Source organism: Sphingorhabdus sp. SMR4y, from assembly GCF_002218195.1.
In the GTDB taxonomy this organism is placed as follows: domain Bacteria; phylum Pseudomonadota; class Alphaproteobacteria; order Sphingomonadales; family Sphingomonadaceae; genus Parasphingorhabdus.
In genome coordinates, this window is the sequence record NZ_CP022336.1 from 1984135 (window position 1) to 2000750 (window position 16616).

Sequence of the window (16616 nt, forward strand, 5' to 3'; positions counted from 1 at the left end):
TCTCAGGAGGCGGCTGCACCCATTGCGGCCGCCATCTGATTCTGGAATTCCGCAAGATCGAAATAGTCGCGCCACTTGGCGATCTTGCCTTCGCGCATTTCAAACGTCCCCATGACGCGGATCGCGATCCACTGTCCGTTGATCCGGAACTTGTCAGTCCGCTCGGTGAGAACCGTGTCACCTTCGGCGACAATATGATGGACGATCCATTCCGCGCCATCCGAGCCCATGCCTGATCCCTCGAAAAAGGCCCGGACCGCGTCGATCCCGACGCATGGTTCCATCGGGATATTATGATAGAAAATATCGTCTGCCATCGCCGCATAGATCGCGTCATAATCCAGCCGGTTCCAGGCTTCGATAAAGTCGAGAACCTGTTGCTTGCTGTCGGACATGGTGAAATTCCCTTCTATTCTTCCGGCGAAACGTCGAGGATCATCTTGCCCTGATTGGCACCGGAGAACAGCTTCATAAATGCAGCATAGCTGTTCTCGATTCCCTTATCGATATCCTCATCATGCTTGATCTTGCCCTCGGCCAGCCATTTGCCCATGTCGGCAATGCCTTCGGCGAAACGGGGCGGATAATCGCGAACCAGAAAGCCTTTGATTGTCGCCTGGCGCGAAATCAGATACCAGAGATTGCGTATGCCCACCGGTTCGGGGCTGTTATATTCGCTGATCAGGCCGCACAGTACGACGCGGCCATATTCGTTGATCGCGGTAATGCCGGCGTCCAGAATCTCGCCGCCGACATTTTCCCAGATGATGTCGACACCATCGGGAGCAGCCGCTGCAATTTCCTTTTCCAGATCGGCCTGGCTCTTGCCGCGATAATCAATTGCCGCGTCAAAACCATAATCATCGGTCAGCCGGGCGCATTTTTCCGCGCCACCCGCGATGCCGATGACGCGGCAACCCTTGATCTTGCCAATCTGGCCGACCAGCGAACCGACCGCACCGGCGGCGCCCGTGACCAGCAAGGTGTCGCCTTCCTTGGGCTTGCCATCGTCGATCATGCCAAAATAGGCGGTCATCCCGACGGCACCGAGAACCGACAGAAAATTGGTCGGCGAAGGAACCAGCGAAGCATCGACTGGCGAGGTAAAACCGCCGGCTTCAACGACGGAATATTCTTCCATTGCACCCAGGCCGACAACCCACTGCCCGACCGGGAAATCGGGATTCTTGGACTCGGCAACCCGGCCAACGGTGCTGGCCGTGACCGCAGCGCCGAGAGCGATCGGCGGCATGTAGCTTTCGGCGTCACTCATCCAGCCGCGCTGGGCGGGGTCAAGGGAGATATAATGATTGCGCACCAGGAACGAGCCATCGGCGAGTTCCGGCAGCTCTTCCTCGACCAGCGCAAAATCGCTTTCCTTGGGCTCACCCACCGGGCGACTGACAAGCGTGAATTTGCGGTTCTTGGTCATGAATTATCCTTCATTGGCAATTTTGTGAGATTTCTTGATTTTCTTGGCGAGCGACCATTTGTGCACCTCGGTCGGCCCATCATAGACGCGGAAAGCGCGCACTTCGCGGAATACCTGCTCGACCACTGTATCCTTGCTGAGACCAGTGCCGCCCATGACCTGCACGCAATTATCGGCGATCCGGAACAGCGCCTCAGATACAGCAACCTTGGCCATCGAGCTTTCGGTCGTTCCCAGCGCTCCGGTATCCAGAACCGAAGCACACCAGTCGATCATCAGTTCGGCCTGCTTCAAATCGATCTGGTTCTGCGCCAGCATGAAGCCGACGCCTTCATGGTCGATCAGCGGTTTCCCGAAAGCCTGTCGTTTGCAGGTATAATCAATCGCGATTTCCTGCGCCCGGTCACAACTTCCCAGCCAGCGCATGCAATGGGTCAGACGCGCCGGTGCCAGACGGACCTGCGCATATTTGAAACCTTCGCCGCTTTCGCCGAGCATCTGGTCGGCCGGCACGCGAAGATTGTCGATTTGCACGACGGAGTGGCTACCCGGCATCGAACTGTCGATCGTGTCCAGCACCCGCTCGATCTTGATCGCGGGGTCCGGCAGATCGACCAGAAACATGGTCGCGCCTTCGTCGGATTTCGCCATGACGATCCCGACTTTGGCACCTTTCGCACCGGTGATGAAGGTCTTGCGCCCGTTGATGACCCAGTGATTGCCGTCCTGCTTTGCCGTTGTCTGCATCATCATCGGATCGGAACCGGCGCCATTTTCGCTGGCCGGTTCGGTCATGAAAAACGCCGAACGTTCCCGTCCGGATACGAGCGGCTCGAGAAACCGCTCCTTCTGTTCCGGTGAAGCGCATTTGCCGAGCAGATACATATTGCCTTCATCGGGCGCGAACGTGTTCACCGCCAGCGGTCCCAATGGTGACAATCCGGACTTGCGCAAAACCAGCGCCGTTTCCAGATGGGTCAGATGACTGCCATCTTCCCGGATATGCGGCGTCAGGACACCGGCTTCCTTGGCCAATGCGCGCATTTCCTGGACCAGACCATCGGTTGGCCCATGATCTTCGCAGCGTTCGTCCTTTTCATAGGCAAAAATCTTGTCGCGAACGAATGTCTCCACCCGTTCAGCCAGGTCTTGCGCTTCCGCGCTGATATTCTTGGTCATTGAAACTCCTATCTCTGGAGAATCGTTACGGCAGATACGCCCGGCGCGCCATAGACTTGCGTATAGGCCGTCCTGGGATCGCCCGGCACTTGCCGCGCACCTGCCGTGCCGCGCAATTGCACAACATTCTCGTAAACCTGACGCAGACCGGATGCACCGATCGGTTCACCACAGGCCAGACAACCGCCGTCCGTATTGATCGGCAGCTCACCGGTAATATCGCTGCGCCCTTCGAGCAGCCATTGCTCCTGCTCGCCGGGTTTGCAAAAACCATTCTCCGCCATATGCATGATTTCCGCACCGGATTCCGTGTCCTGCAACTGCGCGATATCGATATCTTCCGGCCCCATGCCAGCTTGCTCGAAGGCGGCCTGGGAGGCGATTTCGGTTGCTGTTCCACCCCGTTCATTGTCAATCGATGCCGCGAACACCTCAAACGAACCGGGAGGCCGCGTCCGCATCACCGAAGATTTCAGACGGATGATCGGAACGCCCAGTTCCCTCGCCTTTTTCTCGCTGGCCAGGATGAGCGCCACGGCTCCCTCGGCAGGGGAACAGAACATATATTTCGTGAGCGGATCGCAGATCATCGGCGCGTTCATGATCGTTTCCAGATCGACCTCGCTCCGCCGCCAGGCGTGATCGGTTTTCACGCCGTTGCGAAATGCCTTTTCGGCAACCCGCCCCAGTGTTTCCCGGCTGATATTATGTTCGTGCAGATAGCGCATGATCTTCGCGCCGAAAAACTGCACGGTCAACATATAGCCGGCTTCACCGTACCAGTTGGGCAGGCCGTAGGCGGACGGGTCGGCGTTGAAGGCGCCGCGCGGATGCTTGTCGAAACCGACCGCCATGCCCATTTCATATTCGCCCGACTTGATCGCGCTTACCGCAGCGTTGAGCGCCGATCCGCCGGTTGCACAACCATTGGAGACGTTGATGAACTGGATACCGGTCAGGCCGAGTTGCGATACCATATTGTCCGCACTTCCCGAAGCGGCCGAACCGCCAAAGGCGAACTGGACATCCTTCCATTCGATGCCGCTGTCGGCAAGCGCTTGCCGGACCGCGAAGATACCCTGATCCATGCCGTCGCGCCCTTCGGTGCGGCCGAACGGGTGAATACCTGCTCCTACGATACAAACGTCTGACATGATTATTCTCCCTGAACAGGTTTGAAGGCATGGATGAGCTTCTGCTCCTCCGCTGGCGCATCGGGGTCGAGCGGGATCACCGTGAATTCAACCTCCATGCCGATTTTAACGTCGTCCGGATCAATGCCGGTCAGCCGCGATTCCACCATCGTCTGCCCCGGCAAACTGACATAGGCAACGGCATAGGGCTTGAATTTCTCCGGATCGGTCGGCCCGATATAGGGGGGCTTGGGCGGAAAGCGCTGGACCGTATATGTCCAGACGGTCCCGCGTGTACCAAGCGCCACCGGCTCGATATTGTCAGCAGGAGTCAATGGCAGCGGAAAGAATATCTGTCCGGTTTCCCTGTTGCGCGCTCCCAAAAGGGCGCTCATGTCATCGGTAAACAGATTGTCAGCAATCGGTTGTGCACTCACGAAGATCTCTCCTTTTATGCGAGTCCTATAAGGGGGAAAGCCGGCAACAAATAACTGCCAAAACGGCTAGGATAAGAGGGCGTCAATAGCCCGGATGCACCGCCAGCATACCGCCGTCGACGAGCAGATCGCTGCCGGTCACGAAACTGCTGTCGTCGCTTGCCAGATATACGGCGGCGGCCGCCAGATCGCTGCCCTGCCCGATCCGGTTCAAGGGCGACATGGCCGCCGCCATTTCGACCATGCCCGGAACGCTCTTTGCTGCAGTATCGATGATGCCGGTGTGCGTCGCTCCGGGTACCAGATTGTTGCAGCGGATATTCAAGCCGCTCTGCGCGCAATGCACCGCCACCGATTTGGACAGCATGCGCACCGCGCTTTTCGACGCCGTATAGGTTACGTCGCCGGGCAGCGCAGCGAAGGCGCTGGTCGAAGCAATGTTGATGATCGAACCGCTGGACCCGCCAGGGTTGACCTTCATCACGGCAATCGCCTTCTGGCACCCCAGCATCACGCCGGTCAGATTGATACCCAGCAAATTATACCAGCTGTCGAGGTCCACATCCTCGATGTTCTTGCCGATCACGATCCCTGCATTGTTGACCAGTATATCCAGTCGTCCAAATTCGCCTTGCGCTTTGGCCATCACCGCGTCCCAGGATTGGGCGTCGCTTACATCCTGCGCCATGAACAGGGCACCGGCCTCGTCGGCCACCTGCTGACCCAAGGCTTCCTCCACGTCGGTTGAAAGAACCTTGGCCCCCTCTTCGACAAAGCGTTCGACGGTCGCTGCCCCGATACCCGATGCACCGCCGGTGACGATCGCTACCTTGCCTTCCAATTGACCCGACATATTATTCTCCCTATCAAATTCAGCAGAGGCTTCTCCCGCCCCGGCACTCTAGTTCCGGCGATATATAAAGCGAAAGGATGCTTGATGCTGACACCGGAATATATGAAGCAAATTGTCGACCAGTATCTGGCCGCAATCAATGATGGCGACATGCAGGCGGTCATGACGATTTACGCCGATGATGCGGCCGTCGAAGACCCGGCGGGCACCGAACCCAAGCGCGGTGATGACATCCTGCAATTTTATACCAATGCCTTTGCCGGCGGCGCGAAAGTCGAACTGACCGGTCCCGTCCGGATTTCGGAAAAAGCGGCAGCCTTTCCGTTTCGCGCCGAGATCAATCAGCAAGGCGGACAGGTTCTGGTCGTGGAAGTCATCGACATTTTCGAGTTTGATGCCGACGGCAAGGTGAACAAGATGACGGCGCATTTCGGACCTGCCAACGTGACGGTAAAGGGCGCCTAGCCCTTTCCGCAAACGATCAGTAGCCGGAATTTTTTGCCCAGCGGTCAGTGTGAAATCCGGCGTCGCCGAACATTTGCTGCGCGACATGGACCCGCTTGAAATAAAGCCCGACATCATATTCGTCGGTCACGCCGATCCCGCCGTGCATCTGGATGGCTTCCTTGGTTGCAAGCTGCGCGACCTGCCCGGTCTTGGCCTTGGCCAGTGAACAGGTCATGCCGGCATTGTCAAAATCCTGATCGAGGTCTTTCAGCGATTTCAGCACCGCCGACTTCATCATCTCGATCTCGGTTGCCAGGTGGGCGGCGCGATGCTGCAGCCCCTGGAAAGAACCGATTTTCTGGCCGAATTGCTCGCGCTCCTTGAGATAGTCAGTGGTAACCCCGAACACCTGCTGCGCAGAACCGGACATCTCGGCGCTCAGCACGGCCCGGCCGGCCGACAATATGCCTTCCAGCGCACCATAGCCGCCGTCCAGTTCTCCCAATATATCGTCGCCGGTAACCTCCAGACCGTCGACCGAAATATCGGCGGCATTGCGGCTGTCGACCATCGGTGTGTGCTCGCGCGTAATTTCCGGCGCATTGGCATCCACCAGAAACAGGGTGATACCATGCGGTTCGCCTTGCTCCCCCGAAGTGCGGGCAGCGATGATCAGCTTGTCTGCAACATGGCCGTCGGCGACAAAAGTCTTCGTTCCAGAGAGAGTGAAGCCGTTGCCCGACGGTTTGGCGGAAAAAGCAATTCGGCTGGGATTATGCCGGGGACCTTCATCCACGGCCAAAGCATAGAGCTTCTCGCCGCTGCTGATGGCCGCCAGATTTTCCTCTTTCTGCTTCTCCGAACCATATTGCTGGATCGCGGTAGCACCCAGGACGGAAGTGGAGAAAAAGGGCGACGCGGTCAGATTGCGCCCCATCTGCTCGGCCAGCACGCCGGCGCCGACATAACCGAAGCCGCTGCCGCCATGCTCTTCCTCGACGATGATGCCGGCCCAGCCCATCTCTGCCATCTCGGACCAGAGTTCCCGGCAAAAGCCGTCCGCGGGCTTGTTGTCGCGGACCTTGCGGAAAGCAGCCACAGGGGCCTTTTCGGCCAGAAAACCGTTCGCTGCATCCTGCAGCATTTCTTGCTCTTCATTCAGTATTAACGGCATGTCAAATTCGCCTTATTGACTCGGCAATCCCAAGACGCGCTTGGAAATGATATTAAATTGAACTTCGGTGGTGCCGCCAAGGATCGAATAGGCCCGATTGTAGAGCCAGTTATTGGCCAGACTGCCATATTCGATTCCATCTTCACCGATGGCAGCCGCTGTCGTGCCTTCGATATCCATGCGCAATTCGGTACCGCGCTTTGTAAGCTCAGAAGCCACATATTTGAGCATCGAGGATTTGGCGCCCAGCCCATTGCCCGCATTGGCTTCGTCCGTGAGCCGTTCCACCGTCAGATTATAGGCCCAGTCATCAAGCTCCGCTTGCGCAATATTCTGCCGCAGCGCGGGATCATCCAGACGTCCGCACGCATCCAGACCGATTTTCTCGGCCGCAAACTTCCCGAGGCTCTCCGGCCCGCTGGTGCCGCGAAGCGGCGACATCGTACCGAGCATACCGCGCTCGTGTACCAGCAGGTTCTTCGCTACATCCCAGCCGCGATTGACCTCGCCGACGACAGAGGCGTTATTCTCGCCATAATTTTTCGGCACTTTGACATTGTCGAAAAATGTCTCGCAAAAGGGCGAATGTCCGGAAATGAGAACGATCGGCTTCACGCTGATGCCCTCGCTGGCCATATCCATCAGGATGAAGGTAATACCCTTGTGCTTGGGCGCATCAAAATCGGTCCGCACCAGACAGAATATCCAGTCAGAGATATCGGCATTGGAAGTCCAGATTTTCTGACCGTTGATCAGCCAATGATCACCCTTGTCTTCACATTTGGTCTTCAGGGATGCGAGGTCCGATCCGGCACCGGGCTCGGAATAGCCCTGGCACCAGCGAATTTCGCCCCGCGCAATTGCGGTCAGATGCTGCGCCTTCTGCTCGTGCGTACCAAAGGCCAGCAAAGCGGGGCCAAGCATCGATATGCCAAAATTGCTCAGCGGCTTGCGGGCATTGATCGCCTGGCGTTCTTCGTCGAGGATCTTGGCTTCATCGGCTGACAGTCCGGCACCGCCATATTCCTTGGGCCAGGTAGGCACCGTATAGCCCTTGGCCAAAGCCCGCTCGAACCAAATTTTCTGCGCCTCGGACTGAAACTCCCATTGACGGCCGCCCCAGCATTGATTCTCGGCAGTAATATCCCCGTCGCGCATTTCCTCGGGACAGTTTTCTTCCAGCCATGTCCGCACTTCCATGCGGAAATTTTCAAGATCGCTCATGACCTAACCCTTCCTGACAACCATGTCATAAGTCAGCCGGCATGATGCGGGCACTGCGCTTTTAGTTAGCGATACCACCCTCACCATCAGTCCAGACGCAGCATTTGCTTGCCGAAATTCTGCCCCGCAAACAAACGCTTCAATGTCGAGGGAATATTATCGAATCCTTCCTGGATATCTTCTTTGAAGGTTATTCTGCCTTCCTTGATCCACTGCCGCATGCGCTTTTGCGCTTCGGGGAATTCGCTGGCATAATCGGACACAATAAAGCCCGACATGCTTGCCCGCTTAAAGATCAGGTTGAAGTAATTTTCAGGACCCGCCGGCATATCGCCCTGCTCGTAGCGGGAGATACCGCCACAGATCGCAACCCGGGCATGCATCGCAATATGAGCAAGCGCATCATTCAGGATCTTGCCCCCGACATTGTCGTAAAAGACATTGATGGACTGGGCACAATGTTCCTTCAACTTCGCCCGGACATCATCATTCTTATAGTCAATCGCCACATCATAGCCGACCTCTTCGGTCAGCCAGTTGCACTTTTCTTCGCCGCCAGCGATCCCGATCGTGCGACAGCCGGCAATCTTGGCAATCTGCCCGACCATGGATCCGGTCGCGCCAGCCGCGCCCGACACAACAACCGTGTCTCCGGGCTGGGGCCGGCCGTGCTTCAGCAGGCCGAAATAGGCCGTCATGCCGGTCGTGCCCAGCGCGCCGAGATTGGCTGCGAGCAAGTCGTCATCAGGAACCTTTTTCAATTCACCGCCGGGCACGTGCGCATAGTCCTGCCAGCGCAGCATGCCCAATACCTTGTCTCCAGCGGAAAGCCCCGGGTAACGCGATTCGACGACCGTACCGACACCGGACCCGCGCATGACTTCACCAATTTCCGTGGGCGCGACATATCCGCCGATATTTTCCATCCACCCCTTTTGTGCGGGATCGAAGCCGAGAATTTCCGTCTTTACCAGCACATGGCCCTCTGCACATTCCGGTACTTCGGTGACGACTTTCTTGAAATCATCATCCACGAGGCCGCGTCCTTTGGGACGTCCATTGATCAGCCACTGCCTATTGTCGGTCATCTTTTCTCTCCATTGGAAGATTTCGAAACCTGTTAGACGGATTCTCTTGACCAACCGAACTGCCAGCTTTGATAGCTGACCGGTTAAAACCACCGCCAGCTGCCGGTGACGGAAAGATTTTTCGGGTCAAATTGGCACTTTTCGGCCATAGAGAACAATGCACGAATACCCGAGCTTCCAGCCGCACGAGCGCGGCTCACTCCCTATAACAATAGTGGCGGGCCGGGCCGCTAGCGCTATGAAGTTTTTTAAGAGAAAGCGCCCCCTCCAGAGGGCTGCATTACAAAGGAGCAAAGCCTTGGCCAATAGTGACATGGCGGACAAAGACGTCCTCATCGATATTTTCACCCGCGCCGACCTGATCATGCAGTCGGACATCAAGTTCCGGCAGATGATTGGAGCGGGTCAGTTGCAAATCGTCTATTATCCCGTGCGCGGACAGGAAGTCGTGTCCTCGGCGATGATGGCAGCGGTGAACAAGGAGGATTATCTGGTCACGATTTATCGCGGCCTGCATGACCAGCTCGCAAAGGGCATTCCTTCCAAGGATCTCTGGGCCGAATTTGCCGGCAAGATGGCCGGCACTTGCAAAGGCAAGGGCGGACCAATGCATATCACGCACCCGGAAACCGGGGTGATGGTCACCACTGGCATCGTCGGCTCGGGCATTCCCATTGCCAATGGCCTCGGCCTCGCCAGCCAGCTCGACAAGGATGGCAAAGTGACCGTCTGCTGCTTCGGCGACGGTGCTACCAATATCGGTGCTTTCCACGAGGGGCTCAACATGGCCCAGATCTGGAAGCTTCCGGTAATCTTCCTGTGCCAGAACAATCTTTATTCCGAACATACGCCGATGGCTTTTGCCACCAGCTCGGATTCGATCAAGCAACGCGGCGAAGGCCTTGGCATGCGGTCGGTGCAAGTGAACGGCAATGATGCCAGCGCGATGTATGCAGCCGCAAAAGAAGCGGTCGAATATGCGCGCGCCGGCCATGGCCCCACGCTGATCGAAGCGATGACCTTCCGTTTCCACGGCCATCTGCTTGGCGATACCAGCCATTATATCCCGAAAGAGGAAATGGAGCAGGCGAAGAAAGACGATCCGATGCCGATCCTGCGCCAGCAGTTGCTCGATCTGCAGATCAGCGAAGCCGATATTGCCGCGATCGAGGCAAAAAATGCGGCTATCATTGAAGAGGCGTCACAATTCGCGCTCGACACCCCTTATCCGCCGGGCGATGAATATCGCATCGATGTACTCGACGTGGAGATTGCAGCATGAGCGAGAAACCAAAAGAAATCATGTTCGCCCAGGCCTGCAATATGGCGATGGCCAAGGCGATGGAAGACGATCCCAAAGTCATTCTGATGGGCGAAGATATCGCCGACGAACAGGGCGGCGGCGTATTCAAGGTCACGCTCGGCCTGTCCGAAAAATTCGGCACCGACCGCGTCCGTTCGACCCCGATTTCCGAACAGGCAATTGTCGGCGCCGCGGTTGGTTCCGCGATGGTCGGTTACAAGCCGGTCGCCGAGATCATGCTGATGAACTTCATTACCGTGGCGATGGACCAGATTGTCAATCACGCGGCCAAGCTGCGCTTCATGTCTGGCGGACAGACCACGGTTCCGCTGACCATCCGCACCACCACCGGTGCCGGCACCGGTCTTGGCGGACAGCATAGTGACATGCTCGAGGCGTGGCTCGCCCATGTGCCTGGCCTGAAGGTTGTTGCCGCGTCCAATCCGGCGGATGCCTATGGCCTGCTCTATTCCTCGATCATGGACCCCAATCCGGTGATCTTCATCGAGAATACACCCGGCTATTTCGTCAAGGGCCCTGCCCCGGCACCCGATCACACGGTGCCCCTCGGCAAGGCATCCGTACCGCGTGAAGGCACGGATATCACCCTAATCGGTTATGGCAGCAGCATCAGCCGGTGCCACGCGGCGGCAGAGAAGCTCGCCGAAGGTGGCATCTCCTGCGAAATCGTCGACCTGCGCACCATCGCGCCATTTGACGAAGAAACGGTGCTGAAAAGCGTTGCTAAGACGAAAGCTGCTGTCGTCGTCCACGAAGCGGTCCGGAATTTCGGCGTGGGCGCGGAAATTTCCTCGCGCATCCATGAAGAGCTCTTCTCCGAATTGAAAGCTCCCGTTGGCCGCGTCGGCTCCGGCTATGCGCCCGTTCCTTTTTCTCCTGCGATCGAAAAAGCCTGGCTGTTCAGCCAGGACGACATCGAACGCGAAGTGCACAAAATCTTGGGATAAATAATAATGGCTACTGAAATCAGAATACCGAAATTGGGCTTCAGCATGGAATCCGGGATCCTCGCCGAATGGCTGGTCGAAGATGGCGCAGAGGTAACCGCCGGACAGGAAATCTACGCGCTCGAAAACGAGAAATCGACTCAGGAAGTCGAATCTCCCGCCAGCGGGAAGCTGAAAATTCTTATCCAGGCCGATGGCGAAGAATATCCTGTCGGGGAACTGATCGGCACGATTGAATAGCAAAAACCATCGGGCATTGCCCCTCCTATCAATATGGTTAGGAATGTTTGGTTGACTACAAAACCAAACAACGCGACAGACAGCGCATAAGATAATGTGTCGCAAGGAGTAGTGCCAGATGGCTGACAATTTTATTGCCGAGATTCCCGAAATCGGGCGGAAACGTTTCCGGGAAGATGTAGACAGCGTCACCATCACAAATCCGGCAGAAATTCGCCCTGCTGCCGAAGCCGTCCACAAGATCGTACAATCCTATGGATTCAGAATAGCGGTTTCGGCCGATATTTCATCCAAGGCGCATCTGGTCGACGCAGACGGCAATCTGATCAACAAGGATGTCTTCGGCTGGGTCGCCGAAGGCGAACGCTGGTGGGAAGACACCCGCCTCGCGCTCAGCTCTCCGCTGCCCAGGGCTTGCCGCTACGAAAGCGAGCCGGTCTGGTGCAATGGGGACGGGTTTCATGGTCATTGGCCGAATGAATATCTCGACAAGATCGACCTGAAGGATTTCTATGCGCAGGGCGGCACCTCGGCAAAATCTGCCATTCTCATCCCGGTGCACCTGCCGTTCGGCCAGATAGCCGCGGTCAGCTTCACCCCTCTGGACCATGACAGGTCGGACCTTACCGAACCCTATCGGCTCTATTCCGATTTTTTCAGCATCATCACTCGCCGTTTTGTCACCGGTTATGTACTGGCTATGCGAGAGAAGCACCGGATGCCGGCCAATTGCATCCTGTCGAAGCGGGAAGCCGAATGCCTGCACTGGGCTGCAATCGGCAAGACCGACAAGGAAATCAGCATGATCCTGTCACTCAGCCATGCGACCATCCGCTATCACGTCAACCGCGCCGGACAAAAATTGAACAGCGTCAACCGCGGACAGACGATTTTCAAGGCCGGACAGCTGGGATATCTTGGCGCCACCGACTGATCGACCGGCCAGAAGACCACGCCCCGCATCTGGCGCGGGACAGTGCGGCTATTTGCGCAGGATCGCGAATACTGCGGTCATGGTCATGAGCACCGTGTCCCCGCAGACAATCCGGCCACTGCAATAGGCCGTGCGCTTGCTCATGCGGTCAATCGTACAATAAGCCTCGACCCAATCCCCCAGCTTTGCCGCCGCCAGATAATTGGTGTTCAGGCTCATCGTCGCAACCGGCAGACGGGGCCGTTCGGCTTCATGGACCTGCAGGCTCAGCGCAACATCGGCGAGCGTCCCGAGGACACCGCCATGCGCCACATTGATATGGTTGATCTGGCCCTCGTGGATGCGCGTCCCGACGACGATACAATCGCCGTCGGACCGCACATGATAGGGCCCGGCCATATCGAGAAACGGGTTCGAAAACTTCGCCCGCTCAAAACCGGCCGGGACATTATCTCCCAAGGTCAGGCAGCCGCCCGCTTCGGGCTTTTCGGAGGCTCTTCCGAATCCAGCCACAGGTTCAGCGTCTCGTGAAAATGGCGAAGCTTCGATTCCTGATATTGGGCGAACAGCGACACGCCGTCGGGCTGGCTCTTCACACCCTTCTGCATGGCCTTGTGGTTCAGATAATCCTGATTGAAAATCTTGTTCAGATAGCTGCCGAATTCAGCCGCCTGCGTATAGTCGTCTTCCAGATCGAGGAAGGTGCATTTCGCCGGCTCCGGCCGCTCTGCACCCTCGGGCAGCGCAACCATGAACATGACTTCATGCAGCGACTGTTCCGGATTGTCACCATCCGGGCGGAACCGGTAGAAGATCGGATTGAAATCGGCCCAGGGGCTGATGTTCGGGAATACGCTGTAGAAAATAGCGTCCATCAGATCGGCGTCGCTGATCTCGTCGACCATGTCCCCCCATGTTGGACGCATTTCCTCGCGGCGCGCCTGGGCGGCCTGGTCGCGCAGGGCGTGGGCCGATTCGTCGGTATAGACCATCGGCATATCTTCATCCGCAGGCGCGATCTTCCCGCCGATCCAGTTGCACATGTGCGGATCGGCCGATGTCACATCACCCTCAATATAATTGGCTTCCATATCAAAGATACCGCTCTTGCCGTTCGGCAGCGATACTTTCACGCGATTTTCCTCAATCCGTTCGAACTTGTGCTTGCTGATCGGATGAATGAAACTCTGGAAGGCCTTCTGGTCTGGGAAAGCGGTCGGGTCGGGATTGACCAGCCCGGTATGCGGGCTCGGCTGACCGTGGGCTGACATCGCGCGGGACATATTGTGCCAGACGTCATATTTGCTGTTTGCATCGGCAAAGGCGGGCATCAGCTCGGGATGGGTGCCGACCACATGGTAGGATTCCATGAACGCTTCCTGCGCGATCTTCCAGTTGCAGGGCAGACGCTTGATCATGTGCGCCGCCTTGTAGCGCCGCTCGAAAGGGATCTGGAAATGGCGATCAATGTCGCCGAGAAAATCCTCCAGCGGCTCGCAATTCGGATCCGGGTTGATGAAGACAAAACCGCCCCATTCACCGACGCTGATTTCCTTCAGACTGTGGGTCTCTTCGCTGACCGACGGGAAATCCCACTGGCAGGGCACTTCTTTCAGCTTGCCGTCCAATTCCCAGGACCAGCCATGGAACGGGCAGCGCAGCGCCTTCTGGCCTTTCTTGTGATTGTCGCAAATTGCTCGGCCACGGTGCATACAGCTGTTCGGGAACGCCTTGATCTCGTCTTCCGAAACGCGGACCACCAGAAAGGACAGTTCGGCGATATCGTAGACGAACGTATCGCCGACATTCTTGATTTCATCTTTGTGGCAAGCCATCTGCCAGACGCGTTTCCAGAGCCGCTCGACTTCGCGGTCATGCTCTTCCTTGGACCAGTAACGGCTGACCTCGACAGTCGTAACACCAGGCTCCATGGGAGATTCTTCGAGATACACAGCCGGCGGCGCGACTTTGTCACCCTCCAGCAGTTCCGTGTAGGAAATACCGTTGGACCGATTATGTCCGGTTAAAGTCTCAACCATCATCTTCTCCTGAAAACTGAACGTCTTTGTTTCGATCAAAATAGCCTAATCAGGCCCTTCGGCCACTAGTGAATCTGGCAGCATCGCCTGTTGTTTTTGAGAGGTTAGTCCCCGGTGGTTACCTGTGTATCTTTACATCATATAGAGACGGAAGCGAATCCGCCCCGAAGGAGAAATCTCACGTGAAGCTTTATTCCAGCCTTGGTCCCAACCCCCGATTCATCCGCATGTTCATTATCGAGAAGGGCCTCGACGTCGAGCGCGTGCATATCGATATTCTCACGGCGGAAAACCGGCAGCCCGACTTTGCCGACAAGAATATACTGGGCACCACGCCGGTGCTCGAACTCGACAACGGCTTCATGCTCAGCGAGATCATGGCGATTGCCGAATATCTCGAAGAAACCCATCCCGACCCCGCCCTGATCGGATCCACCGCCCAGGAACGCGCCGAAGTGCGAATGTGGACAAGACGGATTGACCTTGAAATTGCCGTTCCCATGACCCTTGGGTTCCGGGGCGGAGCCGGCCGGCCGATGTTCGAACCGCGGATGGATGTCGTCGGCGCCGAAGGCGCGGCCGAGCTGTCGCGCATGGCGGACAACAGGTGGAAATGGCTTGATGCGCAGCTCGAGGGCAAAGACTATATCTGCCAGGACAAGTTCACCATGGCGGACCTTATCGCCTATTGCTTCATCCAGTTCGGCTACACGGTCGGCTGGTCGCTGCCCGAAGGCACCGACAATCTGGCAAAATTTGTCGACCGCATCGGCGAGCGGCCATCCTCGAAAGTCTGGCAGGACAGCGAATGAGCAGCAAGCCAGCCTCTCTCGCCAAACTCGGCACGATCATGCAGATCAGCTATGTGCCGGAGGATTATGATGCCGCGCTCGATTACTGGACCCAGAAAATGGGCGCCGGCCCGTTTTTCCACACCGAAAAGGTCGAGGTGGAAAATGTCAAATATCGCGGCGAGCCTTCGGATATCCAGTTCTCCATGGCGATCGGCTATTGGGGCGATATTCAGGTCGAACTGATCCGCCCGAACAATGATGCCCCGTCGATGTTCAAGGACTGGCGGGAAAAAGGTCTGCAGGGTGTTCAGCATCTCTGTCTGGTCGTCGACGATCTGGCGCACGCCCGCGCACTGACCGAAGAAGCGGGTGGCGAGGTCATTCAGGAAGTCAGTCTGCCCGGCGGTGTCGGCGGTGCCTTTTATGCCGATTATGGCGGCGGCCCCGGCACGATCATAGAATATCTGCAAATTCCGCAGGCCGGCCTCGATGGCTTTGCCGCCATGCGCCAGATGCATCTCGACTGGGATGGCAAAACAAACCCCGTAATAGGAAAAGAATAGATGAGCGAAGCGCCAGAACGTCGCCCCGACCAGAAACCGATCCACTGCGTGCTGGTCGCCGCAGGCAAATATCACGATATCGATTATGCCCGGCTTGAAGTGATGAAGCTTCTGGCCGAGGATGACCGGATCCGGGTCCGCGTGTTCGAGGATTATGAAAATCTCGAAGCGATCAGAAATGCCGATTTTCTGGTCAGCTATACCTGCGACCTGCAACCCAGCGAAGCGGCACAGAAAAATATTCAGGATTTCGTCAATAATGGCGGACGTTATTTCGCGCTGCATGGCACCAATGCGGTGCTCAAATTTCTCGATGATGGCCTGGTCGACGCCCCGGATGAGATGCCGGTCTTCGCTGACACGCTCGGCACGCGCTTTTTAAGCCATCCACCGATCATTCCGTTCACCGTCGACAACGCCCAGCCGGATCACCCGCTGGTCAAGGGCATCCCCAGCTTTGAAACCGTCGACGAACAATATCTGGTCGAGACCCGCGCCGAACTCGATGTCCTGCTCGACACCGAATATAATGGCACGGATGACATCAGCGGCTTCGTCCACAGCGATATCAAGAAGAGCCGCCATCCGGTCTTCTACATCCGGCGGATGGGCGAAGGCGCCGTGCTCTATCTGACCATGGGGCACTGCCGTGGCCATTATGACATGGAGCCGGTGCTCGACTGGTGGCCGGAGGTAGATCGATCCGGCTGGCAGCAGCCGATCATCTATGACCTGCTGCGGCGCGGTATCGGCTGGAGCTGCGAACCCGCCATAGCAAAATTCTAACCCCGATTTCACGAAACATAAA

Annotated in this window: 19 protein-coding genes; 8 read left to right on the forward strand and 11 right to left on the reverse strand. The window is 57.0% G+C overall.

The window, feature by feature from the left end; translation table 11 throughout:
- Window positions 1-2: 2 nt before the first annotated feature.
- The 6 genes from SPHFLASMR4Y_RS09460 to SPHFLASMR4Y_RS09485 all read right to left on the reverse strand — a co-directional run bounded on the left by SPHFLASMR4Y_RS09460 (window position 3) and on the right by SPHFLASMR4Y_RS09485 (window position 5034).
- Window positions 3-395 carry a limonene-1,2-epoxide hydrolase family protein gene (locus SPHFLASMR4Y_RS09460; RefSeq protein ID WP_089133318.1) on the reverse strand — a complete coding sequence of 131 codons (393 nt, stop codon included), beginning with the start codon at window positions 393-395 and terminating at the stop codon, window positions 3-5.
- Between the two features lie 14 nt (window positions 396-409).
- Entirely contained in the window at window positions 410-1432 is a 1023-nt protein-coding gene (locus SPHFLASMR4Y_RS09465; protein ID WP_089133319.1) for an NADP-dependent oxidoreductase, read from the reverse strand.
- Between the two features lie 3 nt (window positions 1433-1435).
- Window positions 1436-2611 (reverse strand): acyl-CoA dehydrogenase family protein, encoded by a 1176-nt coding sequence (locus tag SPHFLASMR4Y_RS09470; protein WP_089133320.1) that lies wholly within the window; start codon window positions 2609-2611, stop codon window positions 1436-1438.
- 8 nt (window positions 2612-2619) lie between these two features.
- Entirely contained in the window at window positions 2620-3768 is a 1149-nt protein-coding gene (locus SPHFLASMR4Y_RS09475; RefSeq protein WP_222102975.1) for a thiolase family protein, read from the reverse strand.
- Window positions 3768-4181 (reverse strand): Zn-ribbon domain-containing OB-fold protein, encoded by a 414-nt coding sequence (locus SPHFLASMR4Y_RS09480; protein ID WP_260806929.1) that lies wholly within the window; start codon window positions 4179-4181, stop codon window positions 3768-3770. The genes SPHFLASMR4Y_RS09475 and SPHFLASMR4Y_RS09480 overlap by 1 nt, the downstream gene beginning before the upstream one ends.
- 82 nt (window positions 4182-4263) lie before the next feature.
- Window positions 4264-5034 (reverse strand): SDR family NAD(P)-dependent oxidoreductase, encoded by a 771-nt coding sequence (locus tag SPHFLASMR4Y_RS09485; protein ID WP_089133323.1) that lies wholly within the window; start codon window positions 5032-5034, stop codon window positions 4264-4266.
- Window positions 5035-5118: 84 nt separating this feature from the next.
- On the opposite strand from SPHFLASMR4Y_RS09485, the gene SPHFLASMR4Y_RS09490 reads away from it, so the two are divergent.
- Complete coding sequence (locus tag SPHFLASMR4Y_RS09490) at window positions 5119-5499, forward strand: nuclear transport factor 2 family protein (protein WP_089133324.1); 381 nt, start codon at window positions 5119-5121, stop codon at window positions 5497-5499.
- A gap of 16 nt (window positions 5500-5515) precedes the next feature.
- Here the strand turns inward: SPHFLASMR4Y_RS09490 and SPHFLASMR4Y_RS09495 are convergent, their stop codons facing one another.
- The 3 genes from SPHFLASMR4Y_RS09495 to SPHFLASMR4Y_RS09505 form a co-directional block, all read right to left on the reverse strand.
- Window positions 5516-6655: an acyl-CoA dehydrogenase family protein gene (locus SPHFLASMR4Y_RS09495; protein WP_089133325.1), complete on the reverse strand. Its 1140-nt coding sequence runs from the start codon at window positions 6653-6655 to the stop codon at window positions 5516-5518.
- 12 nt (window positions 6656-6667) lie between these two features.
- Complete coding sequence (locus tag SPHFLASMR4Y_RS09500) at window positions 6668-7879, reverse strand: acyl-CoA dehydrogenase family protein (protein ID WP_089133326.1); 1212 nt, start codon at window positions 7877-7879, stop codon at window positions 6668-6670.
- Between the two features lie 86 nt (window positions 7880-7965).
- A complete protein-coding gene (locus SPHFLASMR4Y_RS09505) occupies window positions 7966-8967 on the reverse strand; it encodes an NADP-dependent oxidoreductase (protein WP_089133327.1) in 1002 nt (333 codons plus the stop codon).
- 298 nt (window positions 8968-9265) lie between these two features.
- On the opposite strand from SPHFLASMR4Y_RS09505, the gene SPHFLASMR4Y_RS09515 reads away from it, so the two are divergent.
- The 4 genes from SPHFLASMR4Y_RS09515 (at window position 9266) to SPHFLASMR4Y_RS09530 (ending at window position 12412) form a co-directional block, all read left to right on the forward strand.
- Window positions 9266-10249, forward strand: a complete 984-nt coding sequence (locus SPHFLASMR4Y_RS09515) for a thiamine pyrophosphate-dependent dehydrogenase E1 component subunit alpha (RefSeq protein WP_313906730.1) — start codon at window positions 9266-9268, stop codon at window positions 10247-10249.
- On the forward strand, window positions 10246-11238 hold the full coding sequence (locus SPHFLASMR4Y_RS09520) for an alpha-ketoacid dehydrogenase subunit beta (RefSeq protein WP_089133330.1): 993 nt from the start codon (window positions 10246-10248) through the stop codon (window positions 11236-11238). The genes SPHFLASMR4Y_RS09515 and SPHFLASMR4Y_RS09520 overlap by 4 nt, the downstream gene beginning before the upstream one ends.
- Before the next feature lie 6 nt (window positions 11239-11244).
- On the forward strand, window positions 11245-11478 hold the full coding sequence (locus SPHFLASMR4Y_RS09525) for a biotin/lipoyl-containing protein (RefSeq protein WP_089133331.1): 234 nt from the start codon (window positions 11245-11247) through the stop codon (window positions 11476-11478).
- Between the two features lie 118 nt (window positions 11479-11596).
- Window positions 11597-12412: a helix-turn-helix domain-containing protein gene (locus SPHFLASMR4Y_RS09530; protein ID WP_089133332.1), complete on the forward strand. Its 816-nt coding sequence runs from the start codon at window positions 11597-11599 to the stop codon at window positions 12410-12412.
- Between the two features lie 48 nt (window positions 12413-12460).
- Here SPHFLASMR4Y_RS09530 and SPHFLASMR4Y_RS09535 read toward each other — a convergent pair whose 3' ends face one another.
- Both SPHFLASMR4Y_RS09535 and SPHFLASMR4Y_RS09540 read right to left on the reverse strand, forming a co-directional pair.
- Entirely contained in the window at window positions 12461-12925 is a 465-nt protein-coding gene (locus SPHFLASMR4Y_RS09535) for a PaaI family thioesterase (RefSeq protein WP_145955512.1), read from the reverse strand.
- Window positions 12874-14454 carry an aromatic ring-hydroxylating oxygenase subunit alpha gene (locus SPHFLASMR4Y_RS09540; protein WP_145955513.1) on the reverse strand — a complete coding sequence of 527 codons (1581 nt, stop codon included), beginning with the start codon at window positions 14452-14454 and terminating at the stop codon, window positions 12874-12876. Before SPHFLASMR4Y_RS09540 ends, SPHFLASMR4Y_RS09535 begins: the two co-directional genes overlap by 52 nt.
- 179 nt (window positions 14455-14633) lie before the next feature.
- On the opposite strand from SPHFLASMR4Y_RS09540, the gene SPHFLASMR4Y_RS09545 reads away from it, so the two are divergent.
- From SPHFLASMR4Y_RS09545 to SPHFLASMR4Y_RS09555, 3 genes are read left to right on the forward strand one after another with little or no spacing between them, the layout of a single operon-like run.
- Window positions 14634-15263: a glutathione S-transferase family protein gene (locus SPHFLASMR4Y_RS09545; protein ID WP_089133335.1), complete on the forward strand. Its 630-nt coding sequence runs from the start codon at window positions 14634-14636 to the stop codon at window positions 15261-15263.
- Window positions 15260-15808, forward strand: coding sequence for a VOC family protein (locus SPHFLASMR4Y_RS09550; protein ID WP_089133336.1), 549 nt, complete (start codon window positions 15260-15262; stop codon window positions 15806-15808). Before SPHFLASMR4Y_RS09545 ends, SPHFLASMR4Y_RS09550 begins: the two co-directional genes overlap by 4 nt.
- Window positions 15809-16594, forward strand: a complete 786-nt coding sequence (locus tag SPHFLASMR4Y_RS09555; RefSeq protein WP_089133337.1) for a ThuA domain-containing protein — start codon at window positions 15809-15811, stop codon at window positions 16592-16594. It abuts the gene before it with no gap.
- Window positions 16595-16616: the final 22 nt, after the last annotated feature.